Here is a 13,954-nt window from a genome sequence, read left to right on the forward strand (position 1 = left end):
CTTCAACTGTAAGGCAGGGTTGTTATAAAGGGGGGCTGCTGCAAAATAGCCCCAACGAAAAAATGAGATAGACTTTCCCGAAAGGGGGGCCTATCTCATTTTTTGTTGTCTGAATTACGGATAAAATAGCCGCTCCATCTTGAAAACGGCGTAAAGATTTATTATAATAAGATAAATAGTTGTGAATTTTGCAAAGGAGGGCTGAATCATGGCAGCGCAGCGCACCTATCTGGCAATCGACCTGAAAAGTTTCTATGCCTCGGTGGAGTGCGTGGACCGCCATCTGGATCCCCTGACCACCAATCTGGTGGTGGCGGATGCCTCCCGCACTGAAAAAACCATCTGCCTTGCGGTGTCGCCCTCCTTAAAAGCCTACAAGATCCCCGGCAGAGCACGGCTGTTTGAAGCCGTTCAGCGTGTCCGGGAGGTCAACGCCCAGCGGTTGCAAACTGCCATCCGGCAGAAAAAGGCAGTCCGGGGAGAGGATGGCAAGTACCACTTTGCCCGCACCTCTTTCGATGCCAATGCCCTGAACGCAGACCCGACGCTGGGGCTGAGCTACATCGTTGCGCCGCCCCGGATGCAGCGATATCTGGACGTGTCCACCCAGATCTACAAGACCTACCTCAAATATGTGTCCCCGGCGGATATCTACCCCTACTCCATCGACGAGGTTTTTATTGATGTGACAGGCTATCTGCCTTATTATCACATGAGCGCCCATGAACTTGCCATGACCATGGTGCGGGAGGTGCTGACCAACACCGGCATCACCGCAACGGCAGGCATCGGCACCAACCTCTACCTTGCAAAGCTGGCCATGGACATTGTGGCAAAACACATCCCGGCGGACAAGGACGGCGTCCGCATTGCAGAGCTGGACGAGCAGTCCTATCGGTATCTGCTGTGGAACCATCGCCCGCTGACGGATTTCTGGATGACCGGCCCTGGTACCGTCAAACGGCTGGAAGCCCACGGCATTTATACGATGGGGGATTTGGCACGGTTTTCCATCCATGGAGAAGATCGTCTGTATGAAATTTTTGGCGTGGATGCGGAAATTCTCATTGACCACGCATGGGGCTATGAGCCATGTGGCATGGAGCAGATCAAAAGTTACAAGTCCAGCACCAACAGCATCAGCGAGGGACAGGTGCTGACCTGCCCCTACCCCAACGACAAAGCCAAGCTTATCGTTCGGGAGATGGCAGAGATTCTGATGTTCCGGCTCACCGAAAAGAAACTGGTGACGGAATCCCTGACTTTAGAGGTAGGCTACGATCGGGAGAACGTGGACAACGGCGGCTATCGTGGTCTGACCCAGACCGACCGCTACGGCAGGATCCTCCCCAAGGCAGCCCACGGCACGGTTCGGTTTGATGTCCCCACCAATCTGGGCAGCACCCTCATCAACGAAAGCGCAAAGCTGTTTGAGCGCATCACCGACCCGGCGCTGACGGTGCGGCGCATTACCCTCAACGCCAACAAGGTCACGCCGGATGAGGGTATCTATCAGGTGGACTTTTTCACCGACACCAAGAAGCTGGAAAAGGAGAAAAAGCTCCAGCAGGCCATGCTGGGCATCAAGAACAAATACGGCAAAAACGCCGTGCTGAAAGCCAGCAGCTACGAGGAAGGCGCCACCATGCGCCAGCGAAATGCGCAGATCGGCGGTCACAGCGCAGGAGGTTCAGATGGAAAACTACAAAAATAGCAAAATCGGGCGGGAGACCGCCCAAAAGTACGGGGACATCCTGGAAATGGAGCGCCCTCAGACCGAAGAATCCCTCCGCAAGCACCCTCGCATGACCCTTCAGAACCGTGCCAAGATCTTCTCGCCCTTCTCTCCGCTGCGGGGCTATGACGAGCAGCTTGCCGCAGAAAAGCAGCGCACCGAGCGGGTGCCCAAGCGCATTCTGACCGAGGAAGAAATGTCGGCTCTGTCTGATCGACTGATGCAGGTCACCAAGGGCATGACCATCACGGTGCGGTATTTCAAGGAGGACACTACCCACCCGGAGATTCCCGCAGTGGGCAACTACATCACCCTGACCGGCAAGGCAGACCGCATCGACCCGGTGTTCCGCACTTTGCAGGTGGGAGACACCGTGGTACCCTTTGAAGATCTGGTGGAGGTCAGCGGGGAAGGCATCATGGACATTGATGCGTATCTGGGAATCGGGGAAGGATGCGTTTGAAAAAATACCGAAAGAGAGTTTTATGGGACATCGCTTTCGGTAAAATGACCTCAGAAGAAGCAAAACACACTTCGGATGGAGGAAAATACAATGGCAAACGGTGATTACGGCTACTTTGGCAAAGGCGACACGGGCTATGCCCAGTACATGACGGCCTTCAACCGCAACTTTGGCGGTTCGTCTGGCGGCGGTGGCGGCGGAAACCACAACAATGGCGGCGGTGGCGGGGGAGATGGCAGCGGCTGCGGCTGCCTCATCGCCATTGCGGTGGTGGTCGTGCTGGTGCTCCTCGGCATGGGAAGCTGAGGGCATCCCCACGGTGCAGAGCTGCTTGTGGTAAACGACGGAAAAAACTAAAAAAGCACTTGACCCTGACGTTGCGTCATAGCGTATACTGAGCTTGTCGCAAGGGAGGAAAACGAAATGATGACTGTCAAGGAAGTGAGCAATCTGACCGGGGTGAGCATTCGGACGCTGCAATATTACGATAAAATCGGTCTGCTGCATCCGGCGCATCGAACGCAGGCAGGCTATCGCCTGTATGATGATGCTACACTGGAACGATTGCAACAGATTTTGCTATTCCGAGAACTGGAATTTTCACTGGAGGATATCCGAAAAATTCTGAAAAACCCGGAATTTGATCGGGAAAAGGCACTGGAACAGCAGATCACTTTGCTGACCCTGAAAAAACGGCATCTGGAAAAGTTGATCGCTCTTGCGGAGAAGATTCGGACAACAGGAGGAAATGTTATGGACTTCAACGCATTTGACACACAGAAGATCAGGGAATACGCAGAACGTGCAAAGAAAGAGTGGGGCGAAACCACAGAGTATCAGGAATTCGAGGCAAAAAACGCCCGGCGGACGCAGAAGGAATCTGGCAGCATCAACGAGCAGTTGATGGGGCTCGTAGCGGCATTCGGAACGCTGCAAACCAGAGAACCGGCAGACCCCGCAGTACAGGCACAGGTGAAGAAGCTGCAGGACTTTATCACGGAAAACTACTATACCTGCACGAAGCCCATTCTGCATCAACTTGGACAGATGTATGGTGCCGGCGGCGAGTTTACGGAGAACATTAACGCTGCCGGGGGAGAAGGCGCTGCAGAATTCGCACAGAAAGCCATTGAAATTTATTGCCGATAAGCAAGATTGTCTTGCGTGACCCGGTCACAGAAAATCCAACTAGGAAATGTTATCATATAGTCACAGGAAACACCAACAACATTCCGATGGAGGATTTGAATATGAAAGCAAAGTTTTATATCTGTGAGCACTGTGGCAATCTGGTCACCACCATCCACAACGCAGGCGTTCCGCTGGCCTGCTGCGGCGAAAAGATGAAGGAGCTGCTCCCCAACACGGTGGAGGCCAGCGGCGAAAAGCATCTGCCGGTGGCAGGGCTTTCCGGCAGCACCCTCACTGTTGCGGTGGGTGCAGTGGAGCACCCCATGGTGGATGTGCACCACATCCAGTGGCTCTTTGTGGAGACCGAAAACGGTGGACAGCTCCGCTACCTCGCCCCCGGGCAGGCACCCAAGGCGGTATTTGAGCTGGGCACCGAAAGGCCGGTGGCGGTCTACGCCTACTGCAACCTGCATGGTCTGTGGATGACGAAGCTGTAAGAAATAAACGGGCTCCTGCCAGTGGTTGAACGCTTGCAGGAGCCTGTTTTTTGCGTGCAACCAGAGGATCGATGCAGCGTTGAAAATGTTCTGCTTGACCTTGTGCAGAGGATGAAGTAATATACTCGTAAAAAACCAACGTACGAGGATATTGTACCGTGGCGGATTGGCTGCAACGCCACACCGACTGCGATAGGAAGGTTATCTTCTGCTGCTTTGATGCCCGGACGGCGCAGGCGGATCAGACAAAAATGAAAATGGAGTAAACATTGAAATACAGAGAGATCGTGGACGGTATTTTTCTTGACCGTCCCAACCGTTTTATTGCCCATGTGGACGTGAACGGTGCAGTGGAAACCGTCCATGTCAAAAACACCGGGCGGTGCAAGGAACTGCTGCTGCCCGGTGCAGCAGTGCGTCTGGAAGTGTCGGACAACCCGAAACGCAAGACAAAATACGACCTTGTGGCGGTCCACAAGCAGGAACTTGGCTGGGTCAATATGGACAGTCAGGCACCCAACAAGGTGGTAGGAGAATGGCTCTCAAAGCAGGAGTTTGACCTTGTCCGGCCGGAGTTTGCCTACGGAAAATCCCGCATCGACTTCTACATGGAAAAGGGCGAACAGAAATACCTGCTGGAAGTCAAAGGCTGCACACTGGAAGTGGGCGGTATCGGTTATTTCCCGGATGCGCCCACCGAACGGGGCGTGAAGCACTTGCACGAGTTAGCACAGGCACAGCGGGCAGGGTATCGGTGCGCAGTGGCCTTTGTGATCCAGATGGAAGGCATCACCGAGGTGAGGCCGAATGTTGGTACGCAGCCGGAGTTTGGCACAGCGCTGGCCGAAGCGAAAGCCGCAGGCGTGAGCGTGCTGTTCCTGCTTTGCCATGTCGGGCGGGACAGCCTGGAAATCGTGGAGCAGAGAGAAGCGTAAAAAAGGGAGGGAATGAAAGAACACTCTGTTTGCGTTCGTTCGATCATGAAGAAGGATCTCACAGAGATTGTTTTTATCCTTGACCGCAGCGGCTCTTTTTCGTGCAGGAACGTTTCTGTAGGGAGAAAGTGTGGTATACTGAACTCGACGAATCGGAATTTACTTCTACTTAGACATACAAACTGTTGACAGTAAAACTCCTATATAGTATTATTTGATAAAATACTATATAGGAGTTTTTGTGTGAAAATGAATGGCGGATTTCTTGTTACCAAAATAAAACAACTTGGAGATCGAATCTTTGAGAAGATTCTCAGCGAAAAGAATATGGATGCGTTTAACGGAGCCCAAGGGCGTATTCTTTATGTACTGTGGCAGGAAGATGGAATCTCAATCAGGTCACTCTCGATTAAATGTGGATTAGCGATAACTTCTCTTACTACGATGCTGGAAAGAATGGAAAATCAAGGGCTGATAAGACGTGTTCAGTCTGAAACGGACAAAAGGAAAACACTCCTGTTTCTGACTGAAAAAGCACATGCCTTAAAGGACGAATACGATTCTGTATCTGATAAAATGGGCAGTATTTACTACAAAGGTTTTTCGGAGGAAGAAATTACCCAGTTTGAGGAATGCCTCGACCGTATCAGAAAGAATCTTGAGGAGTGGCAGAAATCATGAGTGTTTGCATCAAAGATCAGATTCAAAACATGAATCTCGTCATCGGATGTACAGTGGGGTGTGCATATTGCTATGCCCGCAATAATGTGAAACGCTGGCATATGATTGATGACTTTGCTGACCCTGAATTCTTTCCGGGTAAGCTCAAGATGATGGAAAAGAAACGTCCGCAGAACTTTCTTCTTACCGGTATGAGCGATCTTTCCGGCTGGAAGTCAGAATGGAGAGACGAGGTATTTGAAAAAATCCGTGAAAATCCACAGCATCAGTTCCTGTTCCTTACAAAGCGACCAGATCTGCTGGATTTTGATACAGATTTGGAAAACGCATGGTTTGGTGTTACGGTGACGAGAAAAGCAGAACTGTGGCGTATTGACGCACTACGGGAAAATGTCAGAGCAAAACATTACCATGTTACCTTTGAGCCGTTATTCGACGATCCCGGCACAGTTGACCTTTCCGGAATCAATTGGATCGTTGTCGGCACCATGACCGGAGCTCAGAGCAGGAAGATTCATACGGAGCCGGAATGGGCATGGTCTCTGGCGGACCAGGCACATAAGCTCGGCATTCCGGTGTTTATGAAGGAAGACCTTGTTCCTATCATAGGGGATGAAAATATGATTCAGGAAATGCCGGAAGAATTTAATAAAGTGTTAGAGGTACAGAAATCATGGAAGAAGAAATAAATGGAATCCTCATTCGTGAGGTGGAAACAAAGAACATCATGACTAAGTCTAGTCTGCCGGTAGGTGGTTACTCGGTCAATCCCTATGTGGGCTGTACACATGCCTGCAAGTATTGCTATGCTTCTTTTATGAAGCGCTTTACCGGGCACACGGAAGAATGGGGCACTTTCCTTGATGTGAAGCATTGGCCGGAAATTAAGAATCCGAAGAAATATGCCGGACAGCGGGTGGTCATCGGTTCTGTGACAGATGGCTACAATCCACAGGAGGAGCAATTCGGGAATACCAGAAAACTTCTGGAGCAGCTGATCGGCAGTGACGCAGATATTCTGATCTGCACAAAGTCGGATCTTGTGGTACGAGATATTGATCTGCTGAAGAAGCTTGGACGAGTAACCGTTTCATGGTCGATCAACACACTAGATGAAAATTTCAAGAACGATATGGACTCTGCTTCTAGCATTGAGCGCCGTATCGCTGCTATGAAGCAGGTATATGAAGCAGGTATCCGTACAGTCTGTTTCGTATCTCCGGTATTCCCCGGTATCACGAATTTTGAAGCAATCTTTGAGCGGGTAAAGGATCAGTGCGATCTGTTCTGGCTCGAAAATCTCAATCTTCGAGGCGGTTTCAAAAAGACAATTATGGATTATATCGCCGGAAAATATCCTGATCTTGTACCACTTTACGACGAGATCTATAACAAGCATAACCGCAGCTACTTTGAAGCACTTGAAGTAAAAGCTGAGGAAATGGCTAAGAAGTATGATTGTCCCTTTGTGGATAATGAAATGCCTTATGGCAGAGTCCCGCAGGGACATCCGGTGATCGTAGATTATTTCTATCATGAGGAAATCCGAGGGACAGAAAATACCGGAAAAAGAAATCGTTCAACAGAAATTTTGTAAGAACTTTGAACGAGGGAGACTCCTTGTCCGAAGGGCAAGAAGGTGCAACCGAGAAGATTTAGAACAATTCCAGTTTGACGGAGTAATGAATATGAAAATCCGAGAAGTGAATGAGAATAAAAAGCAGTTTATATCATTATTGTTATTAGCTGATGAACAGGAGAGCATGGTTGATCGGTATCTTGAAAAAGGAACTATGTATGTGCTTGAAGACAATGATGTAAAAGCTGAATGTGTTGTCACCGATGAAGGTAATGAAATACTTGAAATCAAGAATATCGCAGTCGATCCGGAAAATCAGGGAAAGGGCTATGGCAAAGCACTAATTGATTTTCTTGCCGGTAAATATGCAGATGAATATTCTGTTTTGCAAGTTGGAACAGGTGACAGTCCATTGACGATACCATTTTATGAAAAATGTGGATTTGTTCGTTCTCACAAGATTCCCAATTTCTTTACCGATAATTATGACCACCTAATTAATGAGGGCGGTATACAACTAATAGATATGGTATATTTGCAAAGACATATATAACTTCCAGTTTACCACACGGGTACAGAGCTTTTGCTGCGGTACAAAACAAGCCGGGCGGTGAGATGAATCGCCGTCTGGCTTGTTGGCTGTGAGGGAAAGGCCACGATGGACCTTCCTGCATGGGGGTAAAACGCTGTCTCTGATGCGGCACTCCGGTCTTTTGCAGCCTGCTCCTTGCCAGAGCTGTGTGCAAAGCACAGTACACGGGCGGGTGCTGTTTTGTTGGGGTTTGTTCATGCCGTCAGAAGGGGGTAAAACATAATTTTTGCGGTGTTCCGTCCAGCAGATACCGGATATAGAGACGGTCGTTTTCCGCTTCTGCCTGCACCTGGGTGGCGTGCTCAAAGAGGGTGCGCAGACGGCGGTACTCTGCCCGCTGCGCATCCGTGTAGCGGGACGGCATATCCGAGGTAAGGAACACATTGCCCAGCAGGGCGTTGACCGTGGCAAGGGTGCGTTTTTGCTCTGCCGTCAACTTGCAGTTTTCCTCCCGGAGGAAGAACACATCCGGGTCGCTGCCATAGGCACGGCCATTGAGCTGCCGCCGGAATAGCGTGTTGTTGAGCGCCTGCTTTGTGGACACCCGCTCCCGGTGGAACAGGCGCATATACCACACATCGTCCCAGTCCAGCCCTACGTCACAGCTGACACGGCAGTAATCCACCAGCCCGAAAGCCGGCATCACCGGTACGCCGCAGCCGAGAATCTGCTTTTGCCCGCACCATGTGCGCAAAAGCTCCATAGCACGGTACATCCGGGCTGCCCGGCTCTCGCGGGCGTTGCCAAAGGGGGCAGCACCGTACAGAAAATCCAGCTTGACAAGGTCGAAGCCCCAGTCGTTCAGCACCCGGTCAAATACCCGGCGCAGATAATCCAGCACGGCCGGGTTGTCGATGTCCAGCGCATAAAAGCCGCTCCAGTTGCAGCCGCAGCACCACGGTGCACCGTTCACCTTCAGCAGCCAGTCCGGGTGCTGAAGGAAAAGGGCAGAGTCCTTTTCGCACACAAAGGGTGCAAGCCATAGCCCAGCCTGAAATCCGGCGGCGTGAATTTCCTCCACCATGCCTTTCAACCCGTGGGGGAATTTCTGTGCATCCGTTTCCAGCCAGTCGCCTACCTTCGGCTCCCAGCCATCGTCGATCTGGAACAGGTCTCCCAGACAAAGCAGGCTGCGACATCCGGTCAGATCCTCCCGGATGGTGTCCTCGGTGATGTCCTGATAGCGGTTGTACCAACTGGAATAGCCTGCCAGCTTCTTTTCAGTCCGGGGCTTGATGCCCATAGCCTGAAACCAGCCGTCGAACACCTCGGTCTCGCCGCCCTCGGCAAAAAACAGGTCAAGGAGTGGGAAACTGCCGCCGGGATGCTCCACCCCGGCGCAATCCCGCTCCAGCGTCAGCAGGGCGTTGCCGCTGTCGTAGCGGAGGATGGTGTAGCCCGGCTTCTCGTCCAGCGATGCGACCAGCCGAAACTGCTTGCCCTTGCGGAAATAGCAGTAGGAAAAGCCGTGGCTCTGCCCCTTTTGATGCCCATAAGGCGCAAAATGATAATCGCCGTAGCGGTCAAAGGCGTATTTCTTGCGCAGAAAGCCGGGGATGTGGTCGGTGCCGCGCAGCTTGCCGTTCCGGTCCAGCTCCGGGCTGTAGGTCCATGTCTGGTAGCCGTTCATGAACAGACGCTCGTCTGCTTCCATCGTCCACGGCAGCGTGGCACGCACCGCCTTCAGCGTCCCGGCGGGCAGGTCTGCCGTCAGATGCAGCGCACCGCCATTCTCCGTGACCGTGCAGTTGCCTGTCTGTACGCCGCCGGAAGTTTCCGCGTACCAGTGCAGCATTTCAGTCATGGTGCGTTTCCTCCCCGTGGAGCTGTGCGCTGATCTCGGCAGCGCGGGCATCGGTCAGAACAAACTTGCGGCGGAACAGCACCAGCGCACCAGCCAGCACCAGCATGGGCAGAACGGTCATCATCAGGCGCAGACCCAGCAGGGTTCCGGCGCTTTGTACTGCCACCGGGCCGGTCTCCTCCGTGTTGCCCACAAGACCGATGAGGTCCAGCCCGATGCCGGTCAGGAATACCGCCACGCCGGAGGCTGCCTTGACCACAAAGGTCTGCATGGAAAAGATCACGCTCTCCTCCCGGCGTCCGGTCTTGAGCTGACCGTAATCCACGCTGTTAGAAAGGAACAGGGTGGTCAGCACGGTCAACATTCCGTTGCAGGCGAACACCACCACGCCCGGAATGCACAGCAGCGCAAGGCTATGGGACAGGCCGGTCAGGCAGAACACCAGCAGGGTGGCGTAGCCGCACAGCGCCAGCACAAGGCTCAGATGGAATACCTGCGTGCTGCTGAACTTTTTGCGCAGCAAGGGGTAAAGCACCATCATGCCAAGGATCTGCGCCGCACCGCCCACGGTGGAAAACAGAGTGTAGGTGGCCTTCCAGCCCTCGCCGCCAAAGTCATATTTGAAGAAATAGATGATAAAGTTGGAGGTCAGATACAGTGCCGAGTTGATCAGCACGATGCTGCCCACCACGACCATAGCCTGATCGTTGCGGAACAGGGCGGAGAACATCTCCTTTACGGTGGCGGTCTTCATCTCACTGGGGGTAGTTTCTTTCATGGAAATGCAGCACACCAGCTCTGTCACTGCAAAAATTACCGCTACGATCAATGCCACCCAGCGGAAGCCGGCGCGCTCGCTGTCGCCGCCAAGGATGCCCACCAGCAGCATGGTGAACATGGCAATCAGGGCAGAGCCAACGCCTGCACAGGTACGGCCCACCATGGAGAGGTTCTCCCGGTCTTTTGGGGTGCGGGTCACGGCCGGGATCATGGACCAGTAGGGGATATCCATCATGGTATAGGTAACGCCCCACAGGATGTACACCACGCTGAAGTAGACCATCAGCGCTGCTTCGTCCAGCACCGGGGCGGCAAACAGGGCGTAGAGTACCAGCGCATTGAGCAGCGTGCCGGAAAAGATCCACGGACGGAACCGCCCCCAGCGGGTGCGGGTCTTTGCCACCAGAACCCCCATGAAGGGGTCGTTGAAGGCATCAAAGAACCGGGCAGCCATGAGCACGACGCCCACAAAGCTGGCCGAAAGCCCCAGCACATCCTGATAATAATACATGACGTAAGAAGCCGACAGGGCATATACCATATCCTTGCCCACGGCACCAATACCAAATGCGGTTTTCTGTTTCAGGGTCAGTTCCATACAGCGTCCTCCTTTTCAATGGTAAACCGCAGCACAACGGGCTGGGTCTGCGGTGCAGAAACAGTCAGCAGGGCTTCTCCGGCAGTGCCCACGGTGCGCAGATAGGTTCCGGTCATGCCGCCCTCGGCAACGGCGGTCTGTGGACCCACAAGGGCGGCGCTGCCCTCCACCGCAAACTGCACCGGGAACTGTGCATAGGGGGCTGGGGTGCCGTTCTCGTCCAGAATGCGCACCCGGACAGCCGCCATATCGTAAGTGTTTTTTTCCCGAAGAGCCGTCCGGCTGACCTTAACTTCCAAGTGCAGCTTTGCACTGGGGCAAAGGGTCACGCTGCGCACCACATTGCCGTCCTGTACAGCATCGAACCGCCAGCGGGTAGCCTCGCCGCCCCAGTTGCCGACGTACCTGCCGTAGAGGGCTACGCCATCCTCAAAGGTCATTTTGTAGTGCAGCATACACCAGCCGAATTTAACCTTGTAGGCAAGCGGCAGCCCCGCCAAGCCGTATTTCCCGGCAGCCAGCAGGCAGTCCCGCACAGCGGCCGCTTTGGACGGCGAAAAATGCTCCTGCGTTTCCAGCAGCTCGCCAATGGGATCGTCCATCACAAAGGGCGGATGCGGTAGGGCTGTCCACTCGCTGCGGCGCAGGGCGGTGACGAACACATCGTTTTTGTATAGCTTTACCTGCTGGGCATTGCTGAAAACATAGGCTGTGCCCAGCTGTCCGGCGGGGTTATCGCCGATGTCCATGGAGGAGCTGACCGCCAGCACCGGGTCAGCGTCACCCTGACTGGCATAGACTGCTGCCGCCAATTTGGGGTTGCGGAAGCTGTCCAGCACCCCGTGGTAGCAGATGCGGTCGCCGGAGCCGAAATCCTTATGGGTCTGGTAGTCGAACATACACCAGCCGAAGCACCCGGCGTGTTCCCCGCTGGCATAGGCGGCGTTCTGCACCCGGACATGCCGCAGGGCGTGCTCCTGCCGGTGGGGACCATCGTCAAAGGCTTTTGTGGGGTACATGTGACCGTTGCACTCCGAGATGAGCAGCGCCTTGCCCATATCCGGGGTCACGTCCTTTTTGGGCTTTGCGCCGGGCGTTACGCCGTTGTGGGAAAAATCGTTGTAGGCATAGACATCCTCCAGCAGATGGCTCTTTTCCAGATACCGCACGCCGGAGGTGGCGCGGCTTGGGTCCAGCTGATGGGCAATTTGATTGGTGCGGGTGTAGAAGGCATCGTCGTCCACGCTTTCGTTGATGCGTACGCCCCACAGGATGATGCTGGGGTGGCTGCGGTTTTGCAGGAGCATCTCTCGCAGCATCTCGCAGGCGGCGTCCTTCCAGTTGTCATCCCCGATGTGCTGCCAGCCCGGCAGCTCGGTGAATACCAGCAGACCCCGCCGGTCGCACTCATCCAGAAAATACGGACTTTGGGGGTAGTGGCTGGTGCGCACGGCGGTGCAGTGCAGTTCCTCCCGCAAAATGCGGGCATCCTCCCGCTGTAGGCTTTCCGGTGCGGCGTAGCCGATGTAGGGGTAGCTCTGGTGTCGGTTCAACCCCCGCAGGAAGGTCTTTTTTCCGTTGAGGTAAAAGCCATCCGCCCGGAACTCTGCGGTGCGGAAGCCAAACGTCACCTGTTTTCGGTCGATGGGCTGTCCGGCTGCGTTCAAAAGCTCTGCCACGGCATGATGTAGTACTGGGTGCTCGGTATCCCACGGCTGTGCGTCCGGGACGGAAAGCTGCATCTTCCCGGTTTCTGCCGCCTGTGCGGTCTGCTCTGCCAGCAGGGTGCCGTCTGCGGTCTCCAGCCGGATGCGGACCGCTACGGCTGCGGGCGCAAGCTCTGCCGTCCACTGCACCACAGCCTCTCGCAGGGTGGGCGTGTAGACGAACAGATCGGTCAGGCGGCTCTCTGCCGTAGCTTCCAGCCAGACCTCCCGGTACAGCCCGCCGTAGGTCAGGTAGTCGATGACAAAGCCAAAGGGTGGAATGGCCGGGTCTTCACGGGTATCCAATTGCACGGTCAACAGATTTTCACCCTCCCGGTCCACAAGGTCGGTGATCTCCACCGTAAAGCCGGTATAGCCGCCCCGGTGCTGCCCGGCAACCCTGCCGTTGACCCGCACCACCGCCTGATGGGCGGCTCCGTCAAAGCGGAGGAACAGCCGGGGCGCAGCCTGTACCGGCGGCACCCGGAACCGTTTGCGGTAGCCGCAGACCATCTCGTAATCGGCAGGCGAGGCATAGTGCAGCGGCACCTCCCGGCAGGTATGGGGCAAGCGAACGGCTTGTTGTTTTGGTACAGGCAGCCCCTTGCCAAAGGCTTCTGTCCAGTGTCGTGTAAACTCCCAATCCTCGCAAAAACTGTGTTTCATCGCGGCAGCACTCCTTCCAGTAAAATCGAGATCATTTCCTCCAGTACAGCCACATACTGCACCCCGCTTTCTGCCAGACTGCGGTCTGCCAGAAAGCTCTCGATGGACGCGGTGATCATCTGCCGCAGCACCGGCAGGGACACCGGACGCATGACCCCTTCAGCCACAGCCTGCTCCAGCAGCGCCATGGTGGGTTCCCACCCGTTTTCCAATTGACTGCGCACCCGCGCCGCCACCACCGGATATTTCTCGTCCAGCTCCTTCATCTGCCGCAGGTCCAGCGCAGCATATTCCGTCGGCATGGCAATGATGACTGCCCGCAGCTTCTCCTGCAAAGTGCCGCTGCCCGCCAGAATTTTCTGCTTGCAGTGGTGGATCTCCGCAAAGGCATGGTCTACCATATCCAGCAAAAGCGCCTCCTTGGAGGGGTAAACGGTGTAGATGGTCTTTTTGCTGATGTGCAGCGGCTCTGCTACCTGCTGCATGGTGAAATGCAGCCCCTGTTGACGGAATAACTGCATGGCCTGCGTGCGCACCAGCGCATCGAGCTTTTCCTGCATGAGCGTCCTCCTTGTGGAAACTGTGCTTGCTTTTCTGGTTTCCATTCTAGTGCGGAAACCGAACTAAATCAAGCAGTTTCCGCATTTTCTGCGTTCTGCCAAGAAAGTGCAGACATTTTGCAGCAGAATGACAAAAAGAACCCCGGCGTGCTTTGAAAGCTGCCGGTTTTTTTGCGTGCGAAAGCTTTTCAGTGGGGAGAAGGCATGGTATACTGGGTGCAGCGATA

At 54.3% G+C, this 13,954-nt stretch carries 14 protein-coding genes; 10 read left to right on the forward strand and 4 right to left on the reverse strand.

Annotated features, from left to right (window positions below; all coding sequences use genetic code 11):
- Window positions 1–208: 208 nt before the first annotated feature.
- The 10 genes from I5P96_RS05355 to I5P96_RS05400 all read left to right on the forward strand — a co-directional run bounded on the left by I5P96_RS05355 (window position 209) and on the right by I5P96_RS05400 (window position 7,574).
- Complete coding sequence (locus I5P96_RS05355; protein WP_223383497.1) at window positions 209–1,714, forward strand: DNA methylase; 1,506 nt, start codon at window positions 209–211, stop codon at window positions 1,712–1,714.
- A complete protein-coding gene (locus I5P96_RS05360) occupies window positions 1,695–2,198 on the forward strand; it encodes a hypothetical protein (RefSeq protein ID WP_223383498.1) in 504 nt (167 codons plus the stop codon). Before I5P96_RS05355 ends, I5P96_RS05360 begins: the two co-directional genes overlap by 20 nt.
- 90 nt (window positions 2,199–2,288) lie before the next feature.
- Window positions 2,289–2,504, forward strand: a complete 216-nt coding sequence (locus I5P96_RS05365) for an HFLK protein (protein WP_223383499.1) — start codon at window positions 2,289–2,291, stop codon at window positions 2,502–2,504.
- Window positions 2,505–2,621: 117 nt separating this feature from the next.
- On the forward strand, window positions 2,622–3,347 hold the full coding sequence (locus I5P96_RS05370; protein ID WP_223383500.1) for a MerR family transcriptional regulator: 726 nt from the start codon (window positions 2,622–2,624) through the stop codon (window positions 3,345–3,347).
- Window positions 3,348–3,448: 101 nt separating this feature from the next.
- Window positions 3,449–3,826 (forward strand): desulfoferrodoxin family protein, encoded by a 378-nt coding sequence (locus tag I5P96_RS05375; protein WP_223383501.1) that lies wholly within the window; start codon window positions 3,449–3,451, stop codon window positions 3,824–3,826.
- A 269-nt stretch (window positions 3,827–4,095) separates the two neighbouring features.
- Window positions 4,096–4,761, forward strand: coding sequence for a DNA/RNA nuclease SfsA (sfsA, locus tag I5P96_RS05380; protein WP_223383502.1), 666 nt, complete (start codon window positions 4,096–4,098; stop codon window positions 4,759–4,761).
- A gap of 243 nt (window positions 4,762–5,004) precedes the next feature.
- Complete coding sequence (locus tag I5P96_RS05385) at window positions 5,005–5,442, forward strand: radical SAM mobile pair system MarR family transcriptional regulator (RefSeq protein ID WP_223383503.1); 438 nt, start codon at window positions 5,005–5,007, stop codon at window positions 5,440–5,442.
- Entirely contained in the window at window positions 5,439–6,131 is a 693-nt protein-coding gene (locus tag I5P96_RS05390; protein ID WP_223383730.1) for a radical SAM mobile pair protein A, read from the forward strand. Before I5P96_RS05385 ends, I5P96_RS05390 begins: the two co-directional genes overlap by 4 nt.
- Window positions 6,116–7,039, forward strand: coding sequence for a radical SAM mobile pair protein B (locus I5P96_RS05395; protein WP_223383504.1), 924 nt, complete (start codon window positions 6,116–6,118; stop codon window positions 7,037–7,039). The genes I5P96_RS05390 and I5P96_RS05395 overlap by 16 nt, the downstream gene beginning before the upstream one ends.
- Window positions 7,040–7,130: 91 nt before the next feature.
- Window positions 7,131–7,574, forward strand: a complete 444-nt coding sequence (locus tag I5P96_RS05400; protein ID WP_223383505.1) for a GNAT family N-acetyltransferase — start codon at window positions 7,131–7,133, stop codon at window positions 7,572–7,574.
- Between the two features lie 241 nt (window positions 7,575–7,815).
- Here I5P96_RS05400 and I5P96_RS05405 read toward each other — a convergent pair whose 3' ends face one another.
- From I5P96_RS05405 to I5P96_RS05420, 4 genes are read right to left on the reverse strand one after another with little or no spacing between them, the layout of a single operon-like run.
- A complete protein-coding gene (locus I5P96_RS05405; RefSeq protein ID WP_223383506.1) occupies window positions 7,816–9,417 on the reverse strand; it encodes a glycoside hydrolase family 36 protein in 1,602 nt (533 codons plus the stop codon).
- On the reverse strand, window positions 9,410–10,795 hold the full coding sequence (locus I5P96_RS05410) for a glycoside-pentoside-hexuronide (GPH):cation symporter (RefSeq protein WP_223383507.1): 1,386 nt from the start codon (window positions 10,793–10,795) through the stop codon (window positions 9,410–9,412). Before I5P96_RS05410 ends, I5P96_RS05405 begins: the two co-directional genes overlap by 8 nt.
- Window positions 10,786–13,167 carry a glycoside hydrolase family 2 protein gene (locus I5P96_RS05415; protein ID WP_223383508.1) on the reverse strand — a complete coding sequence of 794 codons (2,382 nt, stop codon included), beginning with the start codon at window positions 13,165–13,167 and terminating at the stop codon, window positions 10,786–10,788. The genes I5P96_RS05410 and I5P96_RS05415 overlap by 10 nt, the downstream gene beginning before the upstream one ends.
- Complete coding sequence (locus I5P96_RS05420) at window positions 13,164–13,727, reverse strand: TetR/AcrR family transcriptional regulator (protein WP_055191230.1); 564 nt, start codon at window positions 13,725–13,727, stop codon at window positions 13,164–13,166. Before I5P96_RS05420 ends, I5P96_RS05415 begins: the two co-directional genes overlap by 4 nt.
- Window positions 13,728–13,954 lie beyond the last annotated feature (227 nt).

The sequence above is a fragment of the Faecalibacterium prausnitzii genome, from assembly GCF_019967995.1.
Lineage (GTDB): Bacteria > Bacillota > Clostridia > Oscillospirales > Ruminococcaceae > Faecalibacterium > Faecalibacterium prausnitzii_E.

Excerpts from the sequence above, each read along its gene's own strand:
- I5P96_RS05400 (WP_223383505.1), top strand. The coding sequence starts at position 7,131 with ATGAAAATCCGAGAAGTGAATGAGAATAAAAAGCAGTTTATATCATTA.
- I5P96_RS05415 (WP_223383508.1), bottom strand. The coding sequence starts at position 13,167 with ATGAAACACAGTTTTTGCGAGGATTGGGAGTTTACACGACACTGGACA.
- I5P96_RS05410 (WP_223383507.1), bottom strand. The coding sequence starts at position 10,795 with ATGGAACTGACCCTGAAACAGAAAACCGCATTTGGTATTGGTGCCGTG.
- I5P96_RS05365 (WP_223383499.1), top strand. The coding sequence starts at position 2,289 with ATGGCAAACGGTGATTACGGCTACTTTGGCAAAGGCGACACGGGCTAT.
- I5P96_RS05420 (WP_055191230.1), bottom strand. The coding sequence starts at position 13,727 with ATGCAGGAAAAGCTCGATGCGCTGGTGCGCACGCAGGCCATGCAGTTA.
- I5P96_RS05370 (WP_223383500.1), top strand. The coding sequence starts at position 2,622 with ATGATGACTGTCAAGGAAGTGAGCAATCTGACCGGGGTGAGCATTCGG.
- I5P96_RS05405 (WP_223383506.1), bottom strand. The coding sequence starts at position 9,417 with ATGACTGAAATGCTGCACTGGTACGCGGAAACTTCCGGCGGCGTACAG.
- I5P96_RS05375 (WP_223383501.1), top strand. The coding sequence starts at position 3,449 with ATGAAAGCAAAGTTTTATATCTGTGAGCACTGTGGCAATCTGGTCACC.
- I5P96_RS05355 (WP_223383497.1), top strand. The coding sequence starts at position 209 with ATGGCAGCGCAGCGCACCTATCTGGCAATCGACCTGAAAAGTTTCTAT.
- I5P96_RS05395 (WP_223383504.1), top strand. The coding sequence starts at position 6,116 with ATGGAAGAAGAAATAAATGGAATCCTCATTCGTGAGGTGGAAACAAAG.
- I5P96_RS05360 (WP_223383498.1), top strand. The coding sequence starts at position 1,695 with ATGGAAAACTACAAAAATAGCAAAATCGGGCGGGAGACCGCCCAAAAG.
- I5P96_RS05390 (WP_223383730.1), top strand. The coding sequence starts at position 5,439 with ATGAGTGTTTGCATCAAAGATCAGATTCAAAACATGAATCTCGTCATC.